This window comes from Sulfitobacter sp. 1A13679, from assembly GCF_043557115.1.
In the GTDB taxonomy this organism is placed as follows: Bacteria; Pseudomonadota; Alphaproteobacteria; order Rhodobacterales; family Rhodobacteraceae; genus Sulfitobacter; species Sulfitobacter faviae.
The window spans coordinates 1-26,221 of sequence record NZ_JBIFFO010000010.1; the positions used below are offsets into that span (position 1 = coordinate 1).

The window sequence follows — 26,221 nt, forward strand, 5'->3', positions numbered from 1 at the left end:
GGAAGTGTGTTCACATGGGTCAATTCTCAGTGACAATTTATGGGGCTACCGGGTCAGTTCTCAGTGACAATCAACAGCTCCAACCACCCAAGCCGGGATCAAAGGCTTTCTCAATTGCCTTTGAGAGCTTCGGACCGGCGATCTTCCGAGCGAGAGACTTTCCCTCTTTGGAACCGGCAACGAGGTTACCCAAAAGCAGTGCGGTACTCGACTTGCCGCCGCCGTAGGGTCCGGTCCAGGTAAAAGCACTTTGTGCTCCCTCCGATAGCGATGCGGCCATCGCGAGGAGCGATTTTTCGGTACTGGCTTGGAGCACATAACCTTGAAGGGGCGGCGTGCCGGTCAGATCCATGTCGATCCGCGCGCTTCGTACGAACCGGCCGTTCAGTCTGACTTTGTCTGAGAGCGTTTCACGCGCCATGCCATACGCCCTTTCCGCGGCGCGCAATCTCGCCAAACGCGCTTTGCAGCAGAGCATCCAAGTCAGGACGCCGATTCCGTTGGACCTGTCGCAGGCCTGCCGTATCGGTCCAGACGAAAGCACCACCAGTGCTTTCGTCGATCCGCATCAGCCGTTCGATGACGCTATCTTCGTCCATCTTAAACACCCGGCCGGGACTGCCGGCGTCGTGGCAGATCATTTCCGCGGCGAGCGTCGCGCGGTTGTCGTGCGCGCGAGTCCAGTAGGCTTCCAATGCGTAGGCGAACAGGGCGTCGTGAAGGTTCGGCTTTGGGCCAATCGAGAATTCGTACCATCCGCTCGAGCCGGTCTCCTGGACCAATGCCAATTCAGCCAGCAAGGGTTCCGCGGCGTCATCCATCGCCCCGCTCGGTCGGCTGCAGTAGCTCCGCAGAAAGACCGTGACGTCGTTCTGGATAGTCTTGTGAGCACCACGCCATCCCTTTTGCTCGATCAACTTCTCGATGGCATCCACCAAATCTGTCGATCGAAACTCGTGGCCAAATAACCCGTTGAAACAATAGTAGAAAGTTGTGGTGTGCTCCGGCACCGATGCAAGCTTCCAATGGATGAGCCACAGAGAGGTCGGATGCTCCAGAAAAGGGTCAAATCCGTTCTCGCCAAAGAGCAGGTCACCCAAATTGTCAGGCTTTAATTCCTTGCCGTCGAGTTGGATAACTTCCGCCGCTTGCGCCCAAAATCGCATTGAAACAGCCATGTTTCGGCCAACGCCGAACCGGGAGATGGCTTCGTCGTCCTTGAATACCGTCAGCGGGGCGCCGCCGCGAACCGCGTCATATGCTTTGCGCAACCAAAGGATGCGCAGCGGGAATGTTTCGTGCCCGGCGAATTGCGGTTTGCCGGACCAATTGTCAAATACATCGGCCATAAGCCTATGCTACTGGTGAAGCTCACCAGTAGCAAGGAGGACTTTCTCCACAGCGCCGACCATGATCGCCGTCGCCGAGCCAATATCGTCTTCAGAAAGCCACCACCCGACACCTATACGCAGGAAGCGTTTCTGCTCGTCATGAGTGAGATGCAGCGCGGAAAGAACCGGCGAAGGCTGCAATGAACCGGAATGGCAGGCAGACGCGTTCGAAAGACATACTTTGGTGTTCAGACTGTCGATCAGATCTGAGCTCGCCGGCGTGTCGACTATGAATGCGGCAGCTCCGGGAACCGCCGGACTTGATGGGAAAAGTCGTTCCACACGCAAGCCGTCGCCAGAGAGTTGCTCCTCGAACAGGGATATCAGACCCCTACTGTGGACAGACTCTCGCGCCATATTCTGAGCCGATATCTCGGCTGCACGGCCCATCGCCGCAACTAACGCGGCAGGTTGCGTTCCGCTCAGATGCTCTTCCAACGGTCTTGCGGATGTCAGCTCGGATGGCTTTGGGACGTTGGCGGCCACAAAAAGCGCACCGACACCCTGTGGTCCCCCAAATTTATGAGCCGACAGGCTGAGGTAATCGGCACCGAGATCGAATACGTCGATCGGATGCTTGCCCGCGGCCTGAGCAGCATCGACATGCATGAGCGCGCCAACGGCATGCGCCATTTCACTTATCTTTTCAATTGGTTGGATTACACCCGTTAAATTGCTTGCGAGCATTGTGCTGACGAGCAGTGTGGTCTCGCCCAAAAGAGCCTCGAGACTTTCCAGGCAAATCGAACCATTTATGCCGACAGGACACATCAGGACCTCGAAGCCCAACTCGCGCAGTGCTTCCGCAGGACGTCGAACCGCGTCGTGTTCCAGCGCGGACAGAATGATTTTGTTTCTGTCCGGAAACTGTTCTGCAACGGCGCGCGAAGTCCCTATGATCGCGAGCGCGTTTGCCTCAGTAGCGCCCGAGGTAATGAAGATCTCGTTTGGCGCAGCACCGATAAGGGTCGCAACGGCCCTCCTTCCTTTTTCGTAGAGGCGGTTAGCCTGCCAGCCTGCAACGTGATTGGAGTTCGCGTTTCCGGGTTGAGCCAGCGCCTCAATGAGAACGTCTTTGGCTTCCGGACGCATTGGCCAGCTGGCGAGGCCATCAAGGTAATACATGGTGTAAGCTTTACTCCGTCATCCGCCGGTTAGCGCTCAAACAAAAAAGACAATGAGCCACAGTAACCCCATTTTCTGATGGCTTTTCCCGCTTACCACGATTTCGGGTGACTGCAAATGTTGCCATACTGTTCTCATTGCACCAAAATGTCATTCCTCATTCCCACTTTTCAAGAAAACAACCCTCCAAAAAATCACTAGACGTCTTAAGGCCCATCTTTCATAGCCGACTCTAGCGCGCCCAGGCCATCCACAGCGGTCCTCACCTGCTCGTCACCCACCTCTTTTGCCAGATCATCAGAAGGCACCAGCACCCCAAAATCCATTTCCATCTGTCGCTGTTCCTCGGCGATTACGGCTTGAACGACAGGCGCAGTCTTCTTTGGGGTGACATCGGTTTGCCCTGACGATTGGCCATCAGCAGCCTGGCGTGCGGCCTCAACGTCGGCGTCGGGTCCGCCTGCTCCGTCCGAAGGCGGCGTCATCGGCATGGCGCGCATACTCAACGGCAAATTGCCCTGCGACCCCCCGCCCCCCGGCTCCGGAAACGGCAACTCCCCCGTTTGCGCCGCGTGGATCGCCTTGAACAGCCGATCGTCAAAATATTGGATCCGCTTTGCACGGACCGGCATCTGGGCATCGATGACCATGACAATCTCATCGAGCGGTAGACGGCGCGCCTCGTCTTCAGGGAGCAAGGAGCTTTCTTCAGTCCGTGTGGATTGGCTGCGCCCTTCAAAGGGGTTTTTGCCGATGGACTGGGAGCGCGTGATGACGGTCTTTGTTGTCTTGCCAACCGCCTTGCTCAGCTCCTCGACGGTTTTTTCATCGGAGGGCGTCAGGTAGAGTTTCACGCCGGCGTTGCCCTGCAGGGCGCGGCGGGTGTTCTCGCCATAGATTTCATCGAGGGCGGGAATGGTTTGCGTGACCACGGCCAAATGGCCGCGATAGGTCCGCAGGGTCTCGATGCTCTCGACCACGATGGGCATCTTGCCGAGACGGTTGAACTCGTCGAGCATGATCATCACTGGCCAGGGCTCGTCGGGCCCGGGATCCTTCTCCTGCATGGCGGAGAGGAGATCGGAGAAGAAGAGCCGGATCAGCGGCGCGAGGGGTTTGACCATCAGCGGCTGGACGACGAGATAGACCGAAAAGGGTGTCTTGCGGATCGTCCGGAAGTCAAAGTCCGACACCGCCGTCGCCTCATCGATGGCGGGGTTTTGCCACTGGTCCAGCCCCGAGGTCATCAGGAGCGAGACATAAGAGGTCAGCGTGTCGTTGTTGGTCGAGGCCAGCCGCGTGAAAATCAGCTTGGCGGCCCGGTTATCCACCTCATGGCCCCGCGCGAAATATTCCTTCTGCTTGTTCCCGCCCGAGGCGGCGATGCGGTAGATCTCGCCCAAGGTCGGGCGCTTGCGCTGGAAGGCCAACAGGCCTGCCGCCACGAAGAGATCGATCCCGCCCTTGAGGAGGCCCTGCACCCGGTCATTGTCGCTCTGCAGGAAGAGCGTCGCCAAGAGCTGCAATTCCATCTGCTGGCGGGCGGGGTCTTTCAGTTGATAGATGCGCAAGAGCGGGTTGTAACGATGCGTGCGCTTGCCCTCCCAATCGGTGGGGGCAAAGCGATAGACCTTGTCGCCTTGGGCTGCGCGGTGCCGGGCCGTTGCCTCGAAACACTCGCCCTTCACATCGAGCGTCACGGCGGAGCCTTGCCAGGTCAGCAGGTTCGGAATGACAAAGCCCGTGGTCTTGCCGCGGCCCGTGGGCGCCACGATCAGCGCATGCGGGAAAACCTTCGAGCAAATGTAATTGGCGCGGGAGCCCGGCGTCCCCAGCTTGCCGAGGATGAACCCGGTCCCTGGCGCCCCGAAGAAGCCATTGGCCTTCATCTCGCGCGCACTCTGCCAATGGGTCTGGCCAAAGCGTGTCAGGGCGGACCCCGACAGGGCGAGGCTCAGCATCAGGCCAGCGGCGGCGAAGCTGCCGATGATCAGGTGAATAAGTTGCGCGTCCTCCGGGCGGTGATCGAGGATCGCCAGATAGTTCTGCGCGATATAGGCAAAGTCGATCTCGGCACCGAACCCGAGATCCTGGTAGGTCAGCACCGCCGAGGCGATGGTATAGCCCATGGCCCCGGTCACCAGCGTTACCAGCAAGACCCCTGTTGCGATCCGCGCTTTTCCCATGGCGGCGCTCAATGGACCTGACCCCGCTCGGTCTCGCCATCCACGTCTGTGGTGCGGTGTTTTTCATATTCGGTGTCGGCAAGATCATCGACCACCTGGCGCAAGGCCTCCGTGTTGGCCGTCGCTGCATCCGATTGCAGGTAGACCTTGGCGACATAGAGCCGGTCGAGGCGGTCCTCGAGAACCTTTTCCAGCGCATCGGCATCGCCAGATGTGAGCCTCTCAAGTTGAGGGTCATCCAGCACCCGCGCGATCTCGCCCCGGAAAGCGTCCCGCTCCGCCTCGGTCTCGAAGGGCGCGGACAATTCCCCGGCCCGCTCATGGTCCAGAACACGCGCAATCTCGTCTGCGAGGCGGTCGGCACGGTCAGACTGCGACGCAGTTTCATCGCGGGTTGCGAGGATGTCGTCGCGCGTGCCTGACCCGAGCCCGTCGCGCATCTCGGTTTCGCGGCGGACCTGATTGATGACCTCCGTGTCCCGGATCTCGACGACGGCCGCGTAGGTCGCGCCAAGCCCGCGGGCGAGATGGGCCGGCATGTCCGGATAACGCGCTCGGAAGTCATCTGCGACGGCATCCGCAACGGGGGTGCGGAGGTCGCGTCCCTCCATGATCCGGTCGACTTCGCGGGTGATCTCGCTGGCGCGGGCCGCATCGGTAATGCTCTCCCTGTAGGGTTCAGACCGGTCGATCACATCGCCAGGACGTGCGAGCAGGTCCGGGTGTGCCTCGAGATACGCGCGCTGCTCCGCCTCGATCCGGCGCTCCGCCCGCGAGACAACCTCCCAGTCCCGGTCCTCGATCTGCTGCACTGTCAGGCCGTCTGCGCGCATCTCCTGACGGATTGTCCCTTCCATCGCCCGCACCGCGCCCTCATGATAATGGAACCGCTCGCTGACCGGTTCCGCTTCCATGACACCATCCCGGCGCAGCACGTTTTCCCGTTCCAGAAGCGTGCCGAGCGCGACATGCACATCGTTGAGTATGTCGCGCGCCTGGTCCAGATCGGCGCGGCGCTCGAGGTTGAGATCGCGCGCCTCAGCCACTTTGGAGAGATCATTGGCGATCCATTGATGCTCGAGCGCTGCATTTGAGGCGCCTGTCTCGATCCGGGCCACCACTTCCGATGTGCTGATCCCGGTGCCCCGTAGTGCCGCGTCAATGCGCGATCTCAGATCGGGCTCGGCCAGTCGCTCGCGCTGGCTGGCGTCAATATTGGCCTCGGAATAGATCCCGCCCTCCGAGGGAGCCTCTGACAGCGTGGATGATCGCAAACCGAGAGGCTGCATGTGCTGGACCTGCGTCTGGATCTCGATGAGGCGTTTTTCCAGCACGGGACGTTCCGCGTCAGGTTTTTCGGCGATCATGCCCTGCACCCGCGCGAGCTTCTCCGCATAGAGGCTTCTCAGATCCTCGAAGCTTTGATCCTCGGCCATATACACATCTCCTGTTCGGTCCACCTGCCCGCCGCGCGCCAGCACCTCGCCCGCGCGGAAGAGTGCCGCGGCGATGTCTTCCCGGGCCTCCCGGGAGGCCTCTGCGGCAAGCGAATGGTAGACGCTTCTGGTGTTGGCGATCTCCGCCAGCGTCCGGGTCAGGTCCTGCCCCACGCGTTCGCGCTCGCGGGGCGCGCGACCCTCTTCTTTCGCGGCGTAGACCTCGCTGGTCCGGGCTGGATAATGTACAGCCCCGCGATCCACCCGGCGCGTGGCCTCCAGGCGCACACCATACTTCTCGGCCTCCTCGACCATGGCGAGGCGGAAGTCGTCATAGTTGAAGCGATGATTGCGCCCCAGAAAGAAGAACTCGCCTTCTTGCGAGCGGCGGTTCAGCACCAAATGCGCATGGGGGTGATCGCGGTCCTCATGCACCGCGATGATGTAGTCGAAATGCCCCTCGTCGGTCTGGAAGAACCGCTCGGCCACATCCGTCGCAATGTCGCGCACATCCTCCCCGCGCGTGCCGATGGGGAAGGACATGAGCATGTGGGTGGTCTGTCCGAGCTTGGGCTTGAAGCCCGCATCCCACCGTTTGGCAAAGCGCTCGGTCAGGTCCTTGATGTCACCCGACTCGAGCTTCGCTTTGCCATCCAGGAACCCGCTACTGTCCACGATATGTGTGGACTTGGTGGTGAGGTAATCGAGCTGGTTTGCGAGCTGCGATTTGGTATGCGTACCCCCGCCTCTGATCGCCTTGAAGACCGCTGGCCGGTGGCCTGCTGCCGCGCGTATAAGCTGTTTCTGCTTGGCGACATGCAGCCCCTGCATCGAGCCCCGGATGCGGCTCCAGCCATCCCGAAAGACCTCGCCCGTGACGGCGTCAACGGCATCATTCAGCCGCATGGGCAAACTCCCTCAGCGCGGCCGTGGCCTCCAGCTGCATGGCTTCCCGACGGCGGCGCAGAAGCAGATCGATCTCGTCAGCAGAATCCAGGATGAACCGCGCCAACCCGCGCATCTGCGCGAGGCGCAACTCAGTGAATTCGGCACTCGTGCCCCCCACGGCCCCCTGCCCCATCCGGTTGGCCCGCGTCATCTGTTTGGCGATCTGCCCGACCCCATTCCCGACCTCGTGCAGCGAGGCGCGGTAGCGCGCCATCTCTGCTGCCATCTGCGCGTCCGGGACAAACACGCCGCCTGCCGCCTGAATGAGCCGCCGCAGCCCTTCGGCCCGGCTCTCGATCCCCGCCTTCGCCAGCACCTCGTCGAGCGCCGCAAGCTCCGCGGCCGTGACCTTCACACTGACTGCTGAGACCGGGATCGCGGCATCCGTCTGGCGCTCGGCATCGGCTTTGAGCGTGTACTGGATCGCCCGCGCCGACACGCCAAAGCGTTCCGCCAGCACTGAAGTGGAAACGCCTTCCGCAGCTTCGCGAACGATCTCCATGCGGTCCGCATCTGTGAGGCGTTTTGAGCGAGACATGCGAAGAAAGACCCCCTATTTCCTGCCACCTTCCACCAAGGCTGCCCCTACCTTACGATAATATACCTATCTGTCAATTATATACTTACGTAGCATTCAGTCTCAGGCAGCCTTGGTGTCCGCTTCCCCCGCGGCCCGCAGGGACGCGGCTCTGCCGCCCTCACCACCGGGCGACCCACCTGCCCTAGGGGTCCCGTCCGCCAGCCCCGCCCGAGGGTCTGGCCGAACACATGCGTGTTCGGACGGAACCGCGGGCGGGCGCAAACCTCACCGACAGGGCGGACAGGCAGGGTCAAGGAGGGCCAGATTTGGCTTGCCAAATCTCTGCCGCAAAAACCGGGAGGCTCTGGCCGATAGGTTTTTGTGGATGGCCCCCTTGAGGCTGACTGGCCGGTCTGTCGCGGCCTGATCATTCCGGGCGGAGTGCGTCCGTTGAACGCGCAGGGACCGGCATCCCTGGAACAGGGATCGGGCCGCCCCAAGATCGTCCCGGAGCGGCCCATCCTCGTCAGAGGATTTAATCCTGGGGATCCTTCGCGCTCGGCGGGAACATCACCAGCTCCGAGACCGCGACCAGGAAGTCGAGCTTGAGGCTGAAGAACTCCGAGCCGTCCCCGTTGCGGGTGTTGCGGAACATCGCACCCACTCGCTGAAAACGGGTGCGCTCCTGGCCATCGGTGTCGGTGAACTTGACGGGGACGGTGGCGACGTAGTGGTTGGTCATTTGGGTTACTCCTTGTTGCGATGGGGATCACCCAGCACGGGGGCAAGGGGCCCGGTCGCAAGCGCAAATGCGGAGGGTCCGCGGCTCCGCCGTGGAAGCCGTATTTGTGCTTGCCGAAGCGTGAGCTGAGGGCACGAACGGGCCGACCCCGTGCGATCCACATCTATGAGCAGAAAGGAGTGATCCGGATGACCCTTGCCATCACGCAGCCGCCACCATCCGCGTCCGCGTCCCACCGAGCCTGGCCGGGGTGCTGACGGAGCCCGCCCGCGTGGATGCGATGTTCCGAAACACGCCCCGAGGAACGTGCAGGTGTTCAGCTTCATATGCGACGTCTCGACCCCTCGCGTCTTGCGATGCTGACGATGTGCGTGAGGTGCGCACCATCCCCAGCCCGCACCGATGCGGATGGGCCGCACTCTGACGGACCGGGTAGAGGGATGGCAGTGCCGGCCGCCGCAGACTGCCGATCACGCATGACCGATCGCACGCGCCATGAGACATGACGAAAGGGCCGCGCCAAGCGCGACCCCCTCTCTTCAATCCTGCGACGCCTTCTTCGCCGGGTCAGCAACCCGCATGACCGTCAAGCCTTTCGCTTCCGCCTTCTGCCCGAGGTTCAGCGCGACCCCGTTGCCGCCGAAGAGAACAACCCCCGTCGCCGCGAACTTGTCGTCCAGCATTTCGTCGTTGCACTTGAACGGTGCCGCCCGCCCATGCGCGGACCAGCGAGGATCGAAGCGCGCCTGCGCGACCCCGCGTGCCCGGGCCCACCGAGCCGCAATCATCTCTGCCCCGTGCTTGCCACCCTTGTGGCAGAGGAAGATCTCCTGGTTGCGGTTCTGCTTGATCCGTTCGCGAACCTTGTCGAGCGTGTTGAAGATCACATCGACATCTGCCCAGTCGGTGGCTCCTGAGACGATCAGGGGAACCCCCTCGACTTTCGACTTCTCGGCGGTTTCACGGTCGTGCTGCTCCAGGAGCTGCCGCGCCTCGAAGACCGCCCCGGTCTCCTGCGCCCGGACGCTTGCGCGCGACCCGGCTGCCGGGATGAAGGCGTGGCCCGTTTCGACCTCGTAGCATTCCGCCGCTGCCTCGCTCATTACCTCGATGGCGCTGACAATCTCGCGCAGCTGCACAAAGCGGGCCTGCGCCTCTTCGAGCGCGGTCTCGGCGATCTCCGATCCGTCGTGGGATTTTGCCAGCGCACCGATCTTGTCGGCGGTGCGGTGGACCTCCTTGCCAAGCGCCACCTTGCGGCGCTGCAGGATCGTCGCGAGCCCATGGGCCAGCGGTTCGATCTCTGCTTCAAGCCCGGTCCCGCGCAGCTGACCGAGCAAAGCCTCGAAGCTCTCGCGGATGATGCGGTCGGTCAGGATGTGATCTTCCGGGATCGGCAGCTGCGCGTCCTTCTCGGTCAGCCCGAAAAGTTCGATCGTCTCGTAGGTGTTTGCGGTGTCGTAAGCCATGTCTGGTCTCCAGTGTTCGGTTCCTAGGCCACCACGTGAGTGTGGGGGCATGGCCGAATGCCTGGTTTCCGAATCTGCCCGGGTCAGGGACGGCGCAGCCGCCGGCTTGCCGGGCGCAAAAGTTTTCCGCGCGCAACACCCGACACATGCGCGCGCTCACGCACGGGTTCACCCCAAGCCACCGGCCCCGCCCTCGCCGAAAAGTTTTGCGATCCTTGACGCGGGCTGATTTGGGGGCCATCCGGAGGATATGCTTCCGCACTCATGTGTGTGTGTTTTGACGGTAGGTTTGACCGACCCGAGCAGGCAAACGGCCCGACCGGACGCGGGAGACGGATGGAGTGGCGGGATCGTTTTGCTCTCAAGCAAAACAGACCAGAGCGCAATCCGGCGGAGCGGCCGGGGAGGGACGTGCTCGCGAGGCGGGCAAACCGGAATGCCGGGCGCAACGCCGCGGTGAGGCCGCATGGCCGAATGCGCGACGGACCGAAGGGCCGTTCTCCCCTGCGACACGCGAAGCCGAGCTGGGGAGGCCGCAAGGCTTATGCCAAGGTTGACGTGCAGGCGACCACGCCGCCAGCTATACAAAGTATCTACTCCAGCATTCGACGTGATGGGCGGAACGCGGGCTTTCGCTCCAAGTGCCAGATGACTTGGTAGTTTCCTCTTAAGCAGACCTCGCTTCACCGCGCTAACGAGATAAAAGTCCCAAATGCGGCTACTTAGGCTTTTTCTTAAGGTTTAGGTTCACAGAATTGCATGAACACCGAAGTCCTTCGGGAGAAGTGCCTTTGGGAGTAATGTACAGCCATGATCCACAGTCATCGCATTGTGCGCATGCCAGCAAATCCTTAAACGCTTTAACAATAGGCATAAAGTCGTTGGGACTAAAATTGGCCCACTCGTTGAAATGTACGGCCTTATTGACGGTCCAGTCTTCTTCGCCCTTGTGAGTATTGGCTTCCTTGAGACGTTGCCTGCGAGCCTGCGCTTTGGACTTTTGGTCCTCGTTGCCCCAGGATTGCGCCGAGTCGACGGCTTTTCCTAGGAGATCTGACAATCTAGAAAAGGCGCTCGGTAATAGCCCCCCTAGATCGTAGCTGTTATCCGCCCTGAAGACCGTTTGCGCCCCCAGTTGATCCGCAAGTAGTCGCGCTACAAACTCCATGTGACGCCGCAAAATCGGAGCCGCAACTTCGACCTTACCCTTAGTCAAAGCTGCATCAATTTCCGCCCAAATCTCTGGATTTGATTCCACCAACGGACCAGTGTCCACAGACCAACTATCAAAAGCCATAGATGTTTTTCGGGTCACTAGATTTGCCGAACGCATCTGCTCTGCCCAAACTTTGTCATGGGTGGCAATTACGAACTGCGTGTTTGGGAATTCTGCCATCAAAAGTTTACAAAATTGGTAGCGATGGTCTGCATCGACAGACATCACAACATCATCGAGCAGCGCAACGGTAAAACGGTCACCCAATAGCCGCTTCATCAATGCTAGGTATAGGCATACACCCATGCCATCTTGATGACCTTCGCTATGAAAAGCACCTGGTGGGAAAAGTCCCCGCTCGTAGAAATTCACATCAAAATCGAGACGCCCTTCAGTTGCTTTAAAGCGCGCGACAAATTTTTGCTCATCGCCGTCATTTAAAAGCCGATAAAACTTGCTGAAATCATCTTCGACGGCCTCGTAAAGCTCGTCAAGTTCCGACTCCATCGCTGCGCACCAAGCGTCATATGCGACTTTGCTGGCGTCTCGTGCCTTTTGGGAAGCTGTCTCGGTAAGACGTGCTGCTTTGTAGTCCTTGAACCGCTGTTCAGCATTGATCAGATAGCTCTGTGCGGCCAACGAAGCTGATTGATCAGGCTTCGCGCGAATAGCGCTCACAAAGTCCGCCAGTTTGGCCCGAAAGCCTTCCGGTATGGCTGGCCATCCATTGGCCAAGCGATCCTTCAACTCCAAGATTGTTGCGAAAGACTTTAGTTGTTCCTGAAAAAACGCCAAGTCTTTGCCCCATGCGACGACGCTGGACAGCATTTCAACTGCGCTCTCAATCTTGGCAATACGGTGAGTTTCGAGCAGCAGCGCCTTCAAGTTCCCCACTTCATTCGAAAGCGACGATGCATGTTCAACGAGCTTTTGCTTGAGCTCTCCTGCCGCTTGCGATTTCCGCTGCTTGGCGTGTAAATGCGAAAGAAGATGTGCTTCATCCGGCCATTCATGATCGCACATCGGACATGACGGGCCGTCCACCAGCTTTAATCCACTTTCCACCAAATCGCGTTGTTGCAACGAAACAAGGAGCTGTGCGTCGTTTTCAAGTTGCTCTATCTGATCGACAAGAGCTTCTGCATCCGGCGACGGAGATTGTCCAAGCTCGACGAGCTTTTTGTTAAGCTTGTCCAGTTCGATCAGTGCTGCGGATTTATTGAGCGATTGTTCACCAGCAGGCTCTGCCAAGCCTTTGTCGATGATTGTATCAGCTGTTATGGTGTCGTGGATTTCTAGTCCTAGCAGCTGGCGCTTTGCATTGACGGCTTTGAGCATTTCAGCTGCAGACAACGACGTGATGCCTAGGTGCTGCAACAGTGTATTTCTTTTGTCCCGCGTATCCTTTTCCGCCGCAATCGCTGCCCGGTTGAGCTTGCCGTATGCTGTGTTCAGTACCGAACGGGTCTGACCCAACTCATCGATCTTTAGAATCTCTTGAATCTGTGCAGATCGCTTCGTTGGTTCGACCAAGATGAATTTCAGAATTTCTCTTCTCGCCAAAGTGATTTCGGGATGCTGAGAAACTTCGTCCAGAATCTCCACGATGTCCGGATCGTTCGGTTCGATACTTGGCTTCTTGGGGGCAGAGACTTTGCGAGTGAGCTTGGCTTTTTTGCCAAGCGTCGGGAAGGATACCTCCAGCTCTACAAATGCAGCATCTGGGAATTTGATGTGGTCTACATGTGGACCATGATCTGCTAGTGAGAGCCCTTTGGTTCCGGTTCCGGTCAATCTGCCAATTTGACCAGTTAGTGCAAATTCGATGGCGTCAATGACCCCACTTTTTCCCGAGCCGTTCGGACCGGATATCGCGAAGGTCTTCTCAGCCAAGTTGATGTCCAACTTACGAATTCCACGAAATTCCTCGATGTGCGCTGAAATGATCTTGATCACAGAACTTCCCCTCCGTCTGGAAGAGTGAAAATCTCGGCTAGATCGTCGGCCTTAATTTTTCGACCTTCTTTCAAGAGCGCTTCAAGCTTTTGTGTTTTGGATGCATCAAAATTTTCATCATTCGAAAGTGTCTCGAGGAATTTGTTTGCGACTGAATCCTGAAGCGACGCCATTTTGCACCATATCTAAATAACTGGTTCCACTTTAGGCTGAGCACCGCCCTGCGGAAAGAGGTCTCTTGCAGGAAGGTGAGGGATTACTGCCGAAGGTTCAACCAGCGCCGATTTTTGGGGGTTAGGAGCTGGGACATATGCAATGGCCGCTTTGAGGAAACTGCACTGCAGCATCTCGGCGTTTACGAATGACAGCACAGGGTCGACCACGTCGGGCGTACGGCTTCAGTCCAGATCGACACCGCCGAGGCGCGGCACATGGACATGCGTCCGGACAAGGGCTGCAGCGGCCGCGCCCGCGATGGCGCTGAAGAGATGCGCCTCCCACGAGACGCCGGGTTGGCCCGGAAGAACGCCCCAGAGAATTGAGCCATAGAGGACACCGACCACCAGTGCCGCGCCCAGCGTGATCAATGAGCGATCCACGAAGCCGCGCGCGACGAGGAAGCCAAACCAGCCGAAGACCAACCCTGACGCACCGATATGGATGGCGGAGCTTCCGAACAGCCAGACGAGTCCGCCGCCGAGGCCGATCACCACTGCGTTCACCGGCAGCAAGGCCCTCGTGGTCGTGGCCACCAGCAGCCCACCCATCACCAGGAGCGGCGGCGTATTGGCCATCAGGTGCGCGAAACTTCCATGCAGGAGGGGCATGGCGATGACGCCATCCAATCCGCTGACGTGCCGGGGGATCAGCCCGAAGGCCGGGTGCAAGCCGTAACCGATGATCCAATTGACGAGGTGAATCGCCCAGAGCAGTGCGACAAAGACGACAAGCGCTGCGGCGCGCCGGAAGAAGGCGCGCATGTGATCCCGGTTCATCATGTTGGCGACAGTAGACGTCACCACAGCGCCTTCAACGGCTTCCGCACGCTGCACAGGGTGCCACCTCCGGGAAAGGGGGTTTGAGGCGGCCAACTTGGTCAAGGCCCAAGGCAAGAGAACGGCCTCGATCTTACACGGTGTTCCCCGGACGAAAGGGCTGCGGTTCACGCTCGGGGCGCTTCAGGGCTTCGGCGAATTTGCGGGCATTGTCGTCGATCGTGCTGTGCCAAAGCTTCGAGACGAAGGCCCGGGCGTCTTGCACCGTCATGTCCTTCAGCGAAGAGGACAGCGCCATGAAAAGCTCATCTTCGCTGATCGCAGCGGCACTGTGCATGGCGTCCGCGTAAAATGAAGGGTCGTTCAGGACCTGTTGGCTTAGCGGCATCAGCGCGAGGTTCTCTTCCGGGATCGCCATGAAGATCGTGTCCTGCAGGTCGGTCAGATACCCACGCCGCGAGGTGGACACCGACTTTCCTGCTGCCTTGGCGTCCAGATATGCCTGCCGGTTCTTGTCGAGCTTCGCCGTCGCATGGGACATGATGACGGCGCGCTGTCGGGCGGGTAGCGCAAATCCGGTGCAGCGCTCGATATGGGCTAGGAGATCTGCAACCTCTGCCTCAACATCAAAGCTCTCAAACCATGGAACCGTCTCTGATCTAGCCGCCACGCGCCCGCCCTCTATATTACGTCAATATATTATTGTATCGCATTTGCACCTGATCGCAAGCGGGTGGCGTCCTTCACGCAAACGGACATGGAAAAAGGGGAACCGTGGTCCCACGGCTCCCCTTTCTGTTCAGATCGTCTCCTCTCGCGCGCTGATCACGCGACCAGCGACAGCCCCGCGCCCGCGTCCTGCGGCTGCTCACCGCTGTCGATGAACGGGATGATCGAGAAGGTCTGCCCGCCGCGCTGTTCTTCGTTCTGCACGGCGTTGACGCGCAGGTCGCCATCGGGCGTGTTGATCAGCAGTGACAGGTAGTCATTGCCCGTGCGGCTGCTTTTGGCCATCCACGCCGAGCCGACGCGGATCGGTGTGCCCCGGGGCGAGCTGACCTCGATCCGGTAATCGGGGTGGGTCTCCTCGGATTTATAGCTGTTCTCGATCAGCATGAACTCCAGATCGAACATCATGTTGGCGATGTAGCCGGTGAAGGCGTTGTCAGCGTCCATGGTGGTGAGCTCGCCCGAGATCGAGCCGGATTTCATCAGGCCGTTCGAGACCAACGGGATGATCTCGAATTCGCCGCTCTGGGCCGCGCGCGCCTCTTTCGTCTGCACCGCGTTGACCCGGAACGGGCCGAGGCCCACATCGATCTGCATCGAGATATAGGGGTTTCCGCTGGTATTGCCCGTCTCGTTCCAGGCCGTGCCGATGCGGACCTTGCGGCCCGATTTGTTGACTGCTGTCACGTCGTAATCCGGGCTGCGCGTGGACATCTTGGCCCGTGCCTCAAGCTGGATGGCGATGTCAAATCGCGTCGAGTGAATCATGCCGGTGTATTCGGCGGCGGCGGTCTCGACATTGCGGGTGAGGGTTCCTGCGAACATGGGATAGTTCCTTCTTGGATTGGCCGGTGCCTGACGTTCTTGCCAGCGCATCCGGGATTGCTTTCTCGACCCCTCCTGGGATCACAAATCAGAAAGCCTGCTTTCCTTTCAGCCCCGGCCGCGGGTCAGCGCTGCCGTCCGAGTGGGAATGCCCCCGCGCCTCCGGGTGCTACGCCCCTCCCCTGCCCGTCTGGTCTTGATTGGTTGCCTGGAATTTCTGCGGCGTCCTTCGATCGCGCGACGAAGAACTCCGCCTCTTTGCCATTCAACCGGTGCCCTTCCCGGTCGGTTAGACCGATGCAGCTGCCGTTCGGCAGAAAGCTGATCAGGTACTGACCGAGCCGGTCCTTGTGCACAACGTAGCCAGTATTGACCCAATGCACGGTCTGACCGACATCGACGGCGGCCTTGATGTCTTCGAGTGTCATGCGAACCTCCTTACGAAGAATGGTGGGTAAACGCCGCAGGAAGCCCGGTCGTCCAACCGGGCTTCCGTGCACTATTCGTTTGGCAAACGGTCGAGAGCTGTCAGGCACCTTGCGTGGCTTGCGTCGCGCGCGCCGCCATCCAATCCTTCAGACCAAGAACCGTTCGCCCGGCGGCCACCTCTGATGCCCAGGCAACTCTTGGATCGCTGCAGGGCTCCACGCTGACATGCTGCTCGATATGGCCATTGGCCATCCATGGCTCGGGCTGGATCCGTCGCAGCCAGTCCGCCATGCTCGGGATGCGGCCTTGGCAGTCTTCACGAACATGCTGCTCGCCGATCCAGCGCACGGGGATCTCTCGACCAGCGCTATTGGTCAGGGTCAGACCGAAGGCACGTTCGGCTTCAAACAGGCCTTGGGCATGGTGACGCAAGGCCCGGTGCGTGAAGAGCGCGAGGTGCTCTTTCGAGGCATCGAACCAGTTATGTATGGACTGATAGTCGGACGGCACCCCGCCGAATTTTCGGGCCGAGCTTTCGGCATGATGAAGCGGATGCGCCATCTCAAAGCCCCTCGTCATAGCTGTGTGAGCATTCGACATAGCGGTCGGCGTGATCGAGTGTGATGCTGTCTGCTGCAATGTCCCAGGTCAGCGTGCCATAGCCGCCCTCGTTGTTCTCGAACCCAGGGTGATGGTGATAAGCGAGCGACCAGGCGAAATCGCCCACCTCTGTGGCAAGCACCTCCGGCAGTTTGACCTCCGCAGACTGCACGGTCACATCCTCGATATTGCCGGAGTCGCCATAGCCTTCGTATTCGGCAGTGACTTCGCTGATGCCAAGCGCACGTAGTTGCGCGATCAGCTCCGCTCGGGTCGCCTTCAGGGTGGTTTCGCGCTCCGCGCGCCACTGAGCCGCCATTGCGGCATAGTCGATCTGGGGATTGGTCATGGGTCTGTCCTCTTGTAAGAAATTGAGGGGTCGGGCGTGGCATTGGCCCGCGCGCGCCCGGAACGCGCAGACCGGACAAATCCCGATCTGCGACGCCCCACCCAAAGCCTGCTTTGGCTTTTCAGGCGGCTTGTTCTGCCGCCTTGCTGGTTCTCATCCCCACGATCCGGGCCAGAATGTCGCCCGTGTCGACACCGTCCCCATGCGGCAGGAACACCCGCAGCTGGAAGGCGATGATCTCGGTGAAACACCCAATGGACTTGAGACCCTCGATCATGCCCCGTTCCGCACCAGAGAGCTCGAGGCGCATCTCGCCTGCAACCCGGCGACGGGTCATCGTGAGACCCCGGCCCAGATCGACCGGTGCGGTGGTGCCGAGGGCGGCAGTCAGCATCTCTTGCGGCGTTTGCGGGTTGGAGACAAGGAAGCGGGCGCGCAGCGCGGCTGCCCCTTCCTCGCTCAACGTGCGCCCGATCATGGCCGTCGCCCCGTCAGGCGTGACCCGGTAGATGCGTTCATTCGTGGTCGGAATGTCCTTCCAGATCGGCAACAGCAGCCCGGTCAGCAGGTAGAGCTTGGTCGTGGTGGTTTTCGGCAGGGACGCAGCCTCAGCATCCCAAAGCCCTGCAAACTCGGGCTTGCCGATCTCTTCCCAGGCCGAGGCCTCAAATCGCGTCTCCTCGAGGTAGCTCGACCCGTTGGATCGCACGGCCTTGCGCATCAGCGTGACAATGTCCTCGTCATACATCTGCATGGGGCGCGCCGAAATGAGCGCCGCGCGGCCGGAGGCGCGATTGACCATCGGCCGCTTGTCGGGGTTGCGCGACAGGGCGTCATCCGCCGACAGCACATGGACCGGGTCCGTCACCTCGAGCCCGATGATCCGCGTCACGGCGCCGGATTTCGGGCAGGTCCAGAGATCCTCGGTCGAGACCTGTTCGATCTTTTCGCCGCGGAGGGTTTCCACGCCGAGATCGAGCGTGCCTGCCGCGCGCGCCCGTTCGGTCTGATCAGCGATCCGGCGCATGAACTCGGCAAAGAGCGCGTTCTGCATGTGGATGGGCAGCGCCAGCACCCGGTTGAGAAACCGCTGGATCGGCGGAAGCTCTTCGAGCAGCACCCCGTCCTTGTCGATCAGCCGCAGGGCGGTCCAGTCGGTGAAACTCTCGTAGCTCATCGCCTCGGCGCGCCCGGCGGCAAGATCGGCGAAATATCCCCGCAAAGCCGCCCGTGCGATCGGGCTTTCCAGATTGTCCTCCTCGCGGAACATGCCTTGCGAGCCGGTCTCGCGCTGGCCTTTGGTGAGGGCCCCAAGCTGATCGAGGCGCTTGGCAATCGTCGAAGTGAAGCGCTTCTCGCCATGCACATCTGAGGTGCAGACCCGGAAGAAGGGTGCGCTGACCTGCGCAGAGCGATGCGTGCGGCCCAGCCCCTGGATGGCCGCATCGGCGCGCCAGCCGGGCTCCAGCAGGTAGTGCCGCCGCCGCTTCTGGTTCTTGGCCGTTTGTGCCGCATGATAGGACCGGCCCGTCCCGCCCGCATCGGAAAAGATCAAGACATCCTTCTCGCCGTCCATGAAGGCTTGGGTCTCCGACGAATTACTGCTTGCGCTGCGCTTCTCGATGAAGAGATGACCATCCTCGGCCTTGAGGGGCCGGATGGACCGCCCCGTGACTTCTGCCACGGCCTCATCGCCAAAAGCCCAGAGGATCTGATCGAGCGCCGAGGGGATCGGCGCCAGCGTCATCAACTCCATCATGGCCGCGTCACGTAAAGCGAGCGCTTCGCGCGAGACGACCAGCGCGCCGGCCTCATCCCGCAAGGGTTCCGCGACCATGTTGCCGTCGATCTCCACGAGCTTTTGCGCGTGGATCGGGAAGGCCTGTTCGAGGTAGCCCAGAACATAGTCGCGCGGCGTCAAGGCAACCTCGACGAGCTCGTCGTCGGGGTCCATCGTTTCAAGCCGGCGTTTCAGCAGGCTCTCACCTGTCGAGACCACCTGGATGACGCAAGCGTGGCCCGCCGCGAGGTCATCCTCGATGGCGCGGATGATGGTCAGGGCTTTCATGCCCATCAGGAGATGGTTGAAGAAGCGCTGCTTGGTGCTTTCAAACCGGGACTTGGCCGAGGCGCGGGCGGCCGAGGCATTGGTCTCCCCCGAGGCGTCATTGACACCGGTCGCAGTCAGTGCGGCTTCCAGATTGTGGTGGATCGTCCGAAACGCACCCGCATAGGCGTCGTAGATCTCGATCTGGGCCGGAGTAAGTGCGTGTTCGAGCACGTCATACTCCACGCCATCGAAGCTGAGGGCGCGCGCCGTGTAGAGGCCGAGCGTCTTGAGATCACGCGCGACCACTTCCATGGCGGCAACGCCGCCGGCTTCCATCGCCGACACGAAACTCTCGCGGCTTGGGAAGGGGTATTCGGGGCCCTGCCCCCAGAGTCCGAGCCGCGCGGCATAGGCGAGGTTATGCACGCTCGTGGCACCCGTGGCCGAGATGTAGAAGACGCGGGCGCGGGGTGCGGCCAGTTGCAGCCGCAGGCCCGCAAGGCCCTGCTGGGAGGGTTTGACCCCCCTGCCCTGCTCGGACCCTGCCGCGTTCTGCATGGCATGGGCCTCATCAAAGGCCAGCACGCCATCGAAGTCGTCGCCCATCCAGGCGAGGATCTGGCTCAGTCGCGTGGTGCCGCATTTGCCCGCGGACCGCAGCGTGGCGTAGGTGACGAAGAGGATACCGTCGCCCATCGGGATGGGCTGATCCGGTTTCCATTTGGAGAGCGGCTGGATGTCGGCGGGCGAGCCGCCAAGATCGGTCCAGTCGCGGATCGCGTCCTCGATGAGCGTGGCGGATTTGGAGACCCAGATCGCCTTTCTGCGTCCAGCGAGCCAGTTCACCAGGATGAGCCCGGCGCATTCGCGCCCCTTGCCGCAGCCCGTGCCGTCACCGAGGAAGTAGCCAAGGCGATAAGCATTGGCGTCCGGGTCATCATCGGCACGGGTGAGTTTGGTCTGGTCGTCGTCGATGGTGAACCGCCCCGGCAGGTCACGCCCATGGGCATCATGGGCCATGATGATGGTCTCGAGCTGAGCCTCGGAGAGATGCCCATCCTCGATCAGCCTGGCTGGCAGGCGCAATTCCGCACTGGCCGTGTCCGAAGGCACGGGCGGCGCCACGGAAGCCATGGCGATGCTTTCGACCAGCGGAGTGGGATGTTCCTGCGCGCCCGCGATCTCAATGCGCTGCGGCCGGTAGCGCGCATAGATGTCCGAGACGGGCCTGTTGTCGCGCGGGGTCTGAAAGCTTGTGAAGCTGAGCGGACGGACGGCATTGGGCCGTGGATTGGAGGCGGCGAGAGGCGCAGCGGCGGTCTTGCGCGGGGCAGAAGAGTGAACGGTCGGCCGCGCGTGCGGCATCGACGCCACCCTTTGGGCGGGGCGCGCCTCGGGCCGGGTTGCGGCCACTGCGTCGATATATGCCAAGGCTTCATCCAAGTCCCTGACGCTGGCGCGGATCATCTCTCCGTCCTCCTGCACCTTGTCGAAGACCATCAGCTGGGTTTCCACAGAGGTGCCGAGCTTGCGGTAAACCTGTCCCGGCATCGTGAGGGCCAAGCGCGGCGTCAGGAGACCGCAAGCGCGCGACCAATGCGCGGCATCGCGTTCGGGCGTGAATCCCGGCGGCATGATCGCCACCAGCCGCCCGCCATGCGCGAGACGCTTTGCAGCCGCAATGAGATGTTTGGCGGCGATGTGCTTGTCGCGGGATCGGTCGACCGAAGAGGCGAAGGGCGGGTTCATCACCACGATGTCGGGTAGAACCGGCGTCTGCAGCAGATCGTCGATATGCTCGCCGTCATGGCTCGTCACCTCGCCACCGAAGACAGCGCGCAATAGGCTCTGGCGAAAGGGGTCGATGTCATTGAGCAAAAGCATGGCACCGGCCCGGGCGGCGAAAGCAGCCAGGGCACCAGTGCCAGCCGAGGGCTCCAGCACGGTCTCGCCCTTGCGGATCGCCGCGGCGCACACCATCAGGGCCGCGAATGCCAGCGGCGTGGAAAACTGCTGCAGCCGGATCTGCTGCTCTGACCGGCGGGTTTCCGTCAGCAGCCGTGAGGCAAGCAGCTTTGCGGTGGCGATGTCACCCGCTGCGTTGTCCTCCCGCAACAGCATCTGGACGGCCGCGGCCTGCATCAGGTCATAGGCCTTCCGCCAGTCCCAGGCACCGCCAGAATCGCTACCAAGAAAGGTCTCTCGCATGATGCGTGCGAGCGCTGAGCTGCGCAGGGGCTGGTGGTCGATTTCCGCGCCGATTTGCGCCAGCGCAGAGGCGACGTTAGCGTCAGAGATTGAAAGAGTCGGGTTCGCCGGATTGGGCTTGGTCATGGGGAATTCCTTTGGATCAGGGTCTGAGTTCCAAAGGACAAAAAGCCCGCTTTCGCTTTTCGGTGTGATGAGGTCAGACCGCGCTGACCTCCAAGGCTTGGTCAGGGCTTGGATTGGCCCTGGCGCTTCGCATCAATCAAAGCCTGCGCGGCCTGCATTACCTGAACCTGTGAAGTTCCCGCGCGTGCATCCTCAAGCGCGGTCTGTACCTGCGCACGAAACCACGCGTCATACGAATTGACATCAGCCGCCACGGAAATGCTTCTCGAGACCGAGGTGCGGCTGTTCCTTAGCCGTTGGGTCCATTGCGCTTTCTCCGACTATGCGATGGGTCGATGCTACATCACCCACAGTGGTGCCGTAAACGGCAAGGCCGTAAGGTTAATAGCTAACCGGGCCACTTACCGATCGGGCGCCGCTTCGAGAGACGTCTCGAACCGCTTGTCCGCCACCGCAGCTTCTTTCAGGAGCGCGTCGAAATCGTCAGGTGGATTTCCATCTTCCAGCATCCCTTTGAACGTCGCATAGGCATCCGTCTTGCTGCCGTAGGCGCGCAGGGTCTTATCGTCGTTCACCCAGGCCACCACGATGACCTTCGCATCGCTGTTGAACCGGTAGAACAACCGATACTGCTGGAAGAATTTCGCCCGGAACCAGTGCTTGCGGTGATCGTCGAGTGTGCCGCCTTGCCGGAAGGCCGCGGAACCCGGATCCGCCGGTATGGCCTCGGCCACCAGCTTGAAGATGGCGGCAAGCCGTTTCGTGCAGTTCTTCTTTCGCCATGTCTTTGGATCGCGTGCCTTACGCGCCTCGACCTCCTCGATCAGCCCTTCTAGCTGGTCCAGAAAGAGCGGATGCGCATAAATCGACCATCCGTTTACGACAAGGGGCGCTTGGGCGGGCACGCTATCGCCGCTCATTCATCCTCAAGCGATAGCGGCGCATCGAGATCGACCTCAACCTCTCCGACCAGTGCTGCAAGACGGTCATGCAAAGCCCCATCGAACGCCCGAATGCGATCCGGATGCGCCTTGATATCGGCCTCGACAAAATCGAGAAAGGCTCCGAGCGCAGGATCTTCCTCGTCGCTGCGCACGGGCTCGATATAGACCCTGCCACTCGGCTCGGTGCAGTAGCGAATCTGGTCGCCTTTGCCCAACTTGAGCTGTTTGCGCACACCCGCCGGCACGGTCGTCTGATACCGATCCGTGAGTTTCGAGACGTCTTCTGCGAGCGCTGTCATGGCAGTCTCCTGAAAGAAAAGGGGCTTTGCTGCCCGTGATAGGTAATGCATCTGCATTGTCTTGTCAAGACAAGCCGCAGGATCTGCTGTCGCCGGCAGGTCGATGAACCGTCCGGCACAGCACCTATTCTCGCCCCGCGAGATACTCCGCCAGCACCGGGCTGACAGCACCTTTCGCGGAGCTGAGCAGCTCCGAACCCGCAAGCGTCGCTTTCGACAGGCGCACGAGCCCACCGGTTTCCTCGATGCGGTAGCACCGGCGTTTTTGCCGCCCGCGCCTGTAGTGGGTCGCGGTGACGATCTGGCAGGTGCTGCCGTCGGTGAGCGTGACCGGTTTTGCGAGCTTGATCTTGTCGCCTTCCTCGTAGTCCGGGATCGACGCCCAATCCCGGCAACGCTGGCGCCAGTCCTGGGCGTAGCTGTCCGGGTCTTTCAGATCGGAGAGAAGCTCGATCAGCCCAAGGGGAGCACGACACTCGTTCGGGCCAGCGCTTTCCTCCATATCCTTGTAGCCCCAGCAGCCGTCATCGTATCGGGTGAGGAAGACGGCTCCGAAAGTGATCGAGCCGTCCGCATGCGTAACATAGGTCGAGTCCTCGACAGGGGTGCCGTCGAGATTGGTGACCTTTGCCGCCGCATACCAGGTGGAGCCGACCTTGCAGGCTTTGACCAGTTCGGTTTTGCGCGTGTCGCCATGACAGGTGCAGAGCCGGGTGATTTCCGCTTTCTCATCCGCGTAGGTCTGGACGCGGCGGTCGGTGTAGAAGAGCCATCCCATTTCAGTGTCCTTTCTCTCGTTGGGGAAAATTGTTGTCGCCAATGTCCCGATAGGGCCGCAGGCCCGGCAGGGTATTGGCGATGCTTGCTTGAGAAAGGGCGCGTTATGCCGCCTTCCGATCATCGAGTTCCATCAGCGCATCGAGCGGCACGCGGTAGGGCTGCATGGCGTCGAAATCCTCGCAATTGCCGCAGTTCTGCACGATTGCGAAGGTGTCGCAGGCATCTTTGAGGATGACCTGGAAGGTGCCGCCGAGGCCCGAGGGCACTTCGTAGGTCCCGCCGATGAGATAGTCCGCGGCCCGGCGGACGAAGACACGGATGCTGTGGCCATCGGTGGCGAGCCGGATGGCCCCCTGCCCCCGGTCGATGAGCACCTGCACATCGTCGAGAATGTCGGTATAAAACTGGCCGGTCAGATCGCGAAACGCCATGCGGCGCTGCGCCATCCAATCGGTATCCCGAAACGGGTTCATGCCGTCGGCAAAGGCGAAGGACGGATCGGCCTGTTCGGTGGTGACGATGCGGGTGGTCGTGCCATCGATGCCGTTCGAGCGCAGATGCACGCCGTTGCCGACGATGAGGATCAGGGCCGGCCTGTCCACCGGGCCGTTCCAGTTGGGAAGGAAGGTTTTGCAGGCGCGCGCATGGGCGATCTGCGCTGCGACAGCGGAGGCAGAGAACTTGAGAATAGCCATGGGGATGTCTTTCCGTTGGGTGTGGGAGGGTCGACCCGCGCGGGCGGAATATCTCGCGCGGGTCGCGTGAGGCCTCAAGCCGCTTGCGCGATCTCGCTGTCAGGCTCGGGAGATGCCGAGGCGGGCTCCGCCTCATCACAGACGACACCGGCCGTCTGCATCATGGGCGGGCACCAGGCGGCCACGGCAGCGCGCTGCGCTTCCGTGAGCGTGGCGAAGGGCTCGGCGAAGAGCTTGTCGCAGAAGGCGACGATCTCCTTCTTGCTCGACGAGGCCAGCGTCACTGCCTCCTGTGCCAGACCCAGATCCTCGCCGAGGATCTTCAGGAGCCAGGCCTTCTTGAAGCGGTTGAAGAGCGCCGCGTTCGGCGTCCAATGCGCTCGGATGTCGGGCATGATCTCGATCTCGAAGTCATGCATCAGGCTGTCGCGCCGCGGGTCCCGGGCAAAGCAGGACTGCGTGGTACTGGCGGTGGCATAGGCCACGAGCTTGGCCTTCTCGCCGGCCTCCAGCGCGCGAAACGCCGCGAACTGATCGGCGGGCGAACGGCTGTCATCGAGCCAGGAGAGGTCCAGCGCATCATGCGCCGCCGCCACCTGCTCAAGCGAGGTCTCGTCGATCTCGTCCATCTTGGCATGGCTGCGGTATTCCTTGCGGGCGTCGACCTTGATCGCCTGCGTGACGCTCATGCCGCTGCCCAGAACATCGCTCACCAGCTTGAACAGGGTCAGATCGAGCGTGGCCTCCGGATGCAGCGCCATCGCAGCCCCGAGCGCCATGGCCCGCTCGGTCTTGAGGTCCTCTGCAAGCGAGGCCGGGTAGCTGATCTCGCCAGCGTCAGGGGCCTCCTGCGCGGTCGGGTTGGCCGACGAACCGCGCGCGCCCTCCTCTTTCGCGATGTCCTCCGGGCGGACGAGGCCAACATGGAGCGTGATCTGCCCACCCTGCCACGACGCAATCACCCCGGACCGCGCGAGGTCCTCAGCGCTATAGGCCTCTTGCAGGTCGCGAGCTTCCTCTTCCAGAGCGTCCACCCGGTCGTAGAGCGCATTGTAAGCGCCGTCCTCAAGCCCCTCATCTTCCATTTCGAGCTGCAGTTTCTCAAGTTCAGCGGTGATCTCATCCACGCGCTTCTGGGCGGTCTCATCCGGCTCGACGGGTCCTGGGTAGACACGGCCATAGTCTGCCATGGTCGCGTAATCATAACGCACCATCGCATCTGCCCAGGCAAAGCCTAGTTTTGCGCGGGCCTCCTCAGCGGCAGCCCCGAGTTTCTCGAGCAGTATGGTCTCGACCAGCGCCGCATCCTCGAGCACGGAATGCTCTTCCAGAAGATCGGCCGCGACAGCGCCGCCGCGGGCCTCGTAGTCTTCACGCACGAAGGCCCCGATATCGTCGCTGACCTGCACGCCGCGCGATTTGAGCGCCTGACGGACGGTGTAGGCCTGCAGATAGCCGCCGTCTTTCGTGAGTGCCTCAAAGACCTCGCGCTGCACCTCCTGGCTCGGATGCTCGACAAAGGCCTTCATCGTGTCGAGCGTGATCGTCTTGGCCCGGGCCGCGGCGCGGATGTCGGGGTGGATCAGCCCGTAGCGCAGCCGGCCTTTCACGGCGGCCACCGTGGTGCCGAAGGTTTTTGCGATGGTCTCGGGCGTCTGGCCGTCGACCTCCATCATTCGGGCGAAGGCCTCGAACTCGTCGATGGCGTTCATCGGTGCCTGGGTGATGTTCTCGGCAAGCGACAGGGCCGTGGTGACATCGCAATCCTCGGGCACGAGGCGGCAGTCGATCTTCGTCTTCGCCGTGAAGCCCTTCGCGGACTTGTCCGCGACCAGTTCCTTCAGCGCGGCATGGCGTCGGCCACCGGCCAGCACGGCGTGTTTGCCGTCAAGCTTCTGGACAAGGAGCGGCTGGAGCAGGCCCAGCACAGCGATGCTGGCCTTCAAATGCGCGATGTTTTCGGAATTATAGGTTTCCGGCGAGTTGCTGCGCACATTGGCGGGATGCGGGATCAGATCGCCGATGGCGACGGTGAGAGGGGTAAAGTTTGCGGTCATGGGATGTCCTTTTCGATGGGTAGGATGCGGTCCGCGCGCTCGCGCGCGGCCAATCCCCGGCTTCAGGGATCACCACGACAAAAGGCCCACTCTCCCTTTGAAGGGTCAGTGGGCCTTCCGTGTCGGAGGTGTAGGACTTAAGGCTC

22 protein-coding genes are annotated in these 26,221 nt (G+C 61.2%); all 22 read right to left on the minus strand.

The features are described 5' to 3' along the window. Positions 1–70: 70 nt before the first annotated feature. Positions 71–421, minus strand: a complete 351-nt coding sequence (locus ACGYLA_RS09405) for a hypothetical protein (RefSeq protein WP_394432098.1) — start codon at positions 419–421, stop codon at positions 71–73. Then, positions 411–1,349 carry a DUF4007 family protein gene (locus ACGYLA_RS09410; protein WP_295039560.1) on the minus strand — a complete coding sequence of 313 codons (939 nt, stop codon included), beginning with the start codon at positions 1,347–1,349 and terminating at the stop codon, positions 411–413. The genes ACGYLA_RS09405 and ACGYLA_RS09410 overlap by 11 nt, the downstream gene beginning before the upstream one ends. A 9-nt stretch (positions 1,350–1,358) precedes the next feature. Next, positions 1,359–2,516: a cysteine desulfurase family protein gene (locus ACGYLA_RS09415; protein WP_295039561.1), complete on the minus strand. Its 1,158-nt coding sequence runs from the start codon at positions 2,514–2,516 to the stop codon at positions 1,359–1,361. A gap of 206 nt (positions 2,517–2,722) precedes the next feature. Beyond that, positions 2,723–4,702: a type IV secretory system conjugative DNA transfer family protein gene (locus ACGYLA_RS09420; protein ID WP_394432102.1), complete on the minus strand. Its 1,980-nt coding sequence runs from the start codon at positions 4,700–4,702 to the stop codon at positions 2,723–2,725. Positions 4,703–4,710: 8 nt separating this feature from the next. Beyond that, positions 4,711–7,044, minus strand: coding sequence for a relaxase/mobilization nuclease domain-containing protein (locus tag ACGYLA_RS09425; RefSeq protein WP_394432104.1), 2,334 nt, complete (start codon positions 7,042–7,044; stop codon positions 4,711–4,713). Next, entirely contained in the window at positions 7,031–7,624 is a 594-nt protein-coding gene (locus ACGYLA_RS09430; protein WP_088664989.1) for a helix-turn-helix domain-containing protein, read from the minus strand. The genes ACGYLA_RS09425 and ACGYLA_RS09430 overlap by 14 nt, the downstream gene beginning before the upstream one ends. A 517-nt stretch (positions 7,625–8,141) precedes the next feature. Next, positions 8,142–8,348, minus strand: a complete 207-nt coding sequence (locus ACGYLA_RS09435; protein ID WP_067294472.1) for a hypothetical protein — start codon at positions 8,346–8,348, stop codon at positions 8,142–8,144. Between the two features lie 539 nt (positions 8,349–8,887). After that, positions 8,888–9,817 (minus strand): DUF2493 domain-containing protein, encoded by a 930-nt coding sequence (locus tag ACGYLA_RS09440; protein ID WP_054540637.1) that lies wholly within the window; start codon positions 9,815–9,817, stop codon positions 8,888–8,890. 718 nt (positions 9,818–10,535) lie between these two features. Beyond that, positions 10,536–12,989 (minus strand): ATP-binding protein, encoded by a 2,454-nt coding sequence (locus tag ACGYLA_RS09445; RefSeq protein WP_394432107.1) that lies wholly within the window; start codon positions 12,987–12,989, stop codon positions 10,536–10,538. Positions 12,990–13,387: 398 nt separating this feature from the next. Further along, positions 13,388–13,969 carry a rhomboid family intramembrane serine protease gene (locus ACGYLA_RS09450; protein WP_394432139.1) on the minus strand — a complete coding sequence of 194 codons (582 nt, stop codon included), beginning with the start codon at positions 13,967–13,969 and terminating at the stop codon, positions 13,388–13,390. Positions 13,970–14,117: 148 nt separating this feature from the next. Then, complete coding sequence (locus tag ACGYLA_RS09455; protein ID WP_394432109.1) at positions 14,118–14,654, minus strand: hypothetical protein; 537 nt, start codon at positions 14,652–14,654, stop codon at positions 14,118–14,120. Positions 14,655–14,809: 155 nt separating this feature from the next. Beyond that, a complete protein-coding gene (locus ACGYLA_RS09460) occupies positions 14,810–15,538 on the minus strand; it encodes a DUF736 family protein (RefSeq protein ID WP_394432112.1) in 729 nt (242 codons plus the stop codon). A 125-nt stretch (positions 15,539–15,663) separates the two neighbouring features. Beyond that, a complete protein-coding gene (locus tag ACGYLA_RS09465) occupies positions 15,664–15,966 on the minus strand; it encodes a hypothetical protein (protein WP_152467373.1) in 303 nt (100 codons plus the stop codon). A 100-nt stretch (positions 15,967–16,066) separates the two neighbouring features. Further along, the gene (locus ACGYLA_RS09470; RefSeq protein ID WP_152467374.1) at positions 16,067–16,528 is read right to left on the minus strand and encodes a DUF6915 family protein; all 462 of its coding nucleotides are present in this window, start codon (positions 16,526–16,528) and stop codon (positions 16,067–16,069) included. Between the two features lies 1 nt (position 16,529). Beyond that, positions 16,530–16,916, minus strand: a complete 387-nt coding sequence (locus tag ACGYLA_RS09475; RefSeq protein ID WP_152467375.1) for a DUF6878 family protein — start codon at positions 16,914–16,916, stop codon at positions 16,530–16,532. A gap of 121 nt (positions 16,917–17,037) precedes the next feature. Continuing rightward, entirely contained in the window at positions 17,038–21,300 is a 4,263-nt protein-coding gene (locus ACGYLA_RS09480; protein ID WP_394432114.1) for a strawberry notch-like NTP hydrolase domain-containing protein, read from the minus strand. A gap of 101 nt (positions 21,301–21,401) precedes the next feature. Continuing rightward, positions 21,402–21,554: a StaA gene (locus ACGYLA_RS09485; protein ID WP_152467377.1), complete on the minus strand. Its 153-nt coding sequence runs from the start codon at positions 21,552–21,554 to the stop codon at positions 21,402–21,404. A 147-nt stretch (positions 21,555–21,701) separates the two neighbouring features. Then, entirely contained in the window at positions 21,702–22,220 is a 519-nt protein-coding gene (locus tag ACGYLA_RS09490) for a type II toxin-antitoxin system YhaV family toxin (protein WP_394374329.1), read from the minus strand. Beyond that, on the minus strand, positions 22,217–22,543 hold the full coding sequence (locus ACGYLA_RS09495) for a type II toxin-antitoxin system PrlF family antitoxin (RefSeq protein WP_152467379.1): 327 nt from the start codon (positions 22,541–22,543) through the stop codon (positions 22,217–22,219). Before ACGYLA_RS09495 ends, ACGYLA_RS09490 begins: the two co-directional genes overlap by 4 nt. A 124-nt stretch (positions 22,544–22,667) precedes the next feature. Next, a complete protein-coding gene (locus tag ACGYLA_RS09500) occupies positions 22,668–23,321 on the minus strand; it encodes a DUF6927 domain-containing protein (RefSeq protein ID WP_238368309.1) in 654 nt (217 codons plus the stop codon). A 103-nt stretch (positions 23,322–23,424) separates the two neighbouring features. Continuing rightward, complete coding sequence (locus ACGYLA_RS09505) at positions 23,425–24,018, minus strand: regulator (protein ID WP_238368310.1); 594 nt, start codon at positions 24,016–24,018, stop codon at positions 23,425–23,427. Positions 24,019–24,092: 74 nt separating this feature from the next. After that, a complete protein-coding gene (locus ACGYLA_RS09510; protein ID WP_238368311.1) occupies positions 24,093–26,075 on the minus strand; it encodes a ParB/RepB/Spo0J family partition protein in 1,983 nt (660 codons plus the stop codon). Positions 26,076–26,221: the final 146 nt, after the last annotated feature.

Bases quoted from the DNA above. Each gene is read 5' to 3' on its own strand.
- ACGYLA_RS09405 (WP_394432098.1), bottom strand. From the start codon at position 421: ATGGCGCGTGAAACGCTCTCAGACAAAGTCAGACTGAACGGCCGGTTC.
- ACGYLA_RS09410 (WP_295039560.1), bottom strand. From the start codon at position 1,349: ATGGCCGATGTATTTGACAATTGGTCCGGCAAACCGCAATTCGCCGGG.
- ACGYLA_RS09415 (WP_295039561.1), bottom strand. From the start codon at position 2,516: ATGTATTACCTTGATGGCCTCGCCAGCTGGCCAATGCGTCCGGAAGCC.
- ACGYLA_RS09420 (WP_394432102.1), bottom strand. From the start codon at position 4,702: ATGGGAAAAGCGCGGATCGCAACAGGGGTCTTGCTGGTAACGCTGGTG.
- ACGYLA_RS09425 (WP_394432104.1), bottom strand. From the start codon at position 7,044: ATGCGGCTGAATGATGCCGTTGACGCCGTCACGGGCGAGGTCTTTCGG.
- ACGYLA_RS09430 (WP_088664989.1), bottom strand. From the start codon at position 7,624: ATGTCTCGCTCAAAACGCCTCACAGATGCGGACCGCATGGAGATCGTT.
- ACGYLA_RS09435 (WP_067294472.1), bottom strand. From the start codon at position 8,348: ATGACCAACCACTACGTCGCCACCGTCCCCGTCAAGTTCACCGACACC.
- ACGYLA_RS09440 (WP_054540637.1), bottom strand. From the start codon at position 9,817: ATGGCTTACGACACCGCAAACACCTACGAGACGATCGAACTTTTCGGG.
- ACGYLA_RS09450 (WP_394432139.1), bottom strand. From the start codon at position 13,969: ATGCGCGCCTTCTTCCGGCGCGCCGCAGCGCTTGTCGTCTTTGTCGCA.
- ACGYLA_RS09460 (WP_394432112.1), bottom strand. From the start codon at position 15,538: ATGTTCGCAGGAACCCTCACCCGCAATGTCGAGACCGCCGCCGCCGAA.
- ACGYLA_RS09465 (WP_152467373.1), bottom strand. From the start codon at position 15,966: ATGACACTCGAAGACATCAAGGCCGCCGTCGATGTCGGTCAGACCGTG.
- ACGYLA_RS09470 (WP_152467374.1), bottom strand. From the start codon at position 16,528: ATGGCGCATCCGCTTCATCATGCCGAAAGCTCGGCCCGAAAATTCGGC.
- ACGYLA_RS09475 (WP_152467375.1), bottom strand. From the start codon at position 16,916: ATGACCAATCCCCAGATCGACTATGCCGCAATGGCGGCTCAGTGGCGC.
- ACGYLA_RS09480 (WP_394432114.1), bottom strand. From the start codon at position 21,300: ATGACCAAGCCCAATCCGGCGAACCCGACTCTTTCAATCTCTGACGCT.
- ACGYLA_RS09490 (WP_394374329.1), bottom strand. From the start codon at position 22,220: ATGAGCGGCGATAGCGTGCCCGCCCAAGCGCCCCTTGTCGTAAACGGA.
- ACGYLA_RS09495 (WP_152467379.1), bottom strand. From the start codon at position 22,543: ATGACAGCGCTCGCAGAAGACGTCTCGAAACTCACGGATCGGTATCAG.
- ACGYLA_RS09500 (WP_238368309.1), bottom strand. From the start codon at position 23,321: ATGGGATGGCTCTTCTACACCGACCGCCGCGTCCAGACCTACGCGGAT.
- ACGYLA_RS09505 (WP_238368310.1), bottom strand. From the start codon at position 24,018: ATGGCTATTCTCAAGTTCTCTGCCTCCGCTGTCGCAGCGCAGATCGCC.
- ACGYLA_RS09510 (WP_238368311.1), bottom strand. From the start codon at position 26,075: ATGACCGCAAACTTTACCCCTCTCACCGTCGCCATCGGCGATCTGATC.